This window comes from Blastococcus sp. OS1-29, assembly GCF_057628075.1.
In genome coordinates this window covers 1-1329 of the sequence record NZ_JBXXJK010000015.1, presented here as the reverse complement: position 1 = coordinate 1329, position 1329 = coordinate 1, and the positions used below count along the sequence as shown (strand labels likewise).

The 1329-nt window shown below is 69.8% G+C and carries 1 protein-coding gene; it reads left to right on the top strand.

Annotation, left to right across the window (positions count from 1 at the left end):
• Window positions 1–50 precede the first annotated feature (50 nt).
• A complete protein-coding gene (locus AC2H4J_RS23655; RefSeq protein WP_487467376.1) occupies window positions 51–1322 on the top strand; it encodes an IS30 family transposase in 1272 nt (423 codons plus the stop codon).
• The last annotated feature ends 7 nt before the right edge of the window (window positions 1323–1329 follow it).

Genomic DNA, 1329 nt, shown 5'->3' with positions numbered 1-1329 from the left:
CTCGGGTTCAAGGGGTCGATGCAACACCCCGGTGATTTGGGGTGGTGTCGATGGCGCGTCTGCGGCTGCCGAAGGAGATCGAGCGCAGGTTCTGGAGGCTGATCGCTGAGGGGCTGCCGACCGAGCGGGCGGCGGCCATGGTCGGCGTGTCGGCCAACACCGGGGAACGGTGGTTCCGCGACGGTGGCGGCATGTCGCCGATGTCGTTGGCCGAGCCCGTTGAGCGCTTCCTGACTCTGGCCCAGCGGGAAACGATCGACCTGTGCTGGGCCGAGGGCTGGACCCAGGCTGACATCGCCCGGGAGATCGGCAAGCACCCGTCAACGGTCTCCCGAGAGTTGGCCCGCAACAAGCTGGTGGGGGTGGCACGGAAGCCGCGGTTGCCCGACGGTCAACGGCGGCGGCCCGGTCCGGTGCCGGGCACCCAGGGCCCGGGACGGCGGACACGGCTGCGCTATCGGGCCGCCGCGGCGCAGGCCAAGGCCGAGGCCCGGGCGCGGCGCCCGAAGTCGAGCAAGCTCGCAGAACAGCCGGCGCTGCGGGCCTGGGTGCAAGAGAAGCTGGAGTCCGAACAGTGGAGCCCCGAGCAGATCGACCGCCGGCTGCGGGAGGAGTTCCCCGACGATGAGGGCATGCGCATCTCCCACGAGGCGATCTACCAGGCCCTCTACGTGCAGGGCCGCGGGGCGCTGCGCCGCGAGCTGACCGTCTGCCTGCGCACCGGCCGCGCGCTGCGCAAGCCCCGCCGCCGGGCCGACGGCCGCCGCGAACGCATCAAGGACAAGATCCTCATTTCCGAACGGCCCGCCGAGGCCGAGGACCGGGCGGTGCCCGGCCATTGGGAAGGTGACCTGATCATCGGCGAGCAGAACGGATCGGCGATCGGCACCCTGGTCGAGCGCAGCACCCGGTTCGTGATGCTGTTGCATCTGCCGACCGACCACGGCGCGGAAACGGTCCGCGACGCGATCGTGACCCAGATCAACACCCTGCCAGCCTCACTGCGCCGCTCGCTGACCTGGGACCAGGGCATCGAGCTGGCCCGCCACGCCGAGATCACCCTGGCCGCCGACCTGCCGGTCTACTTCTGTGACCCGCACTCGCCCTGGCAACGCGGCACGAACGAGAACACCAACGGGCTGCTCCGGCAGTACTTCCCCAAGGGCAGCGATCTCTCGGTGCACGACGCCGCGCACCTGGATCTCATCGCCGCCAAACTCAACGGGCGCCCCCGCAAGACCCTGGGCTTCAAGACCCCAGCCGAAGTCCTCGCCCGACTACTCTCCGAAGATCAACAAGCTGGTGTTGCGACGACCAGTTGAATCCGCC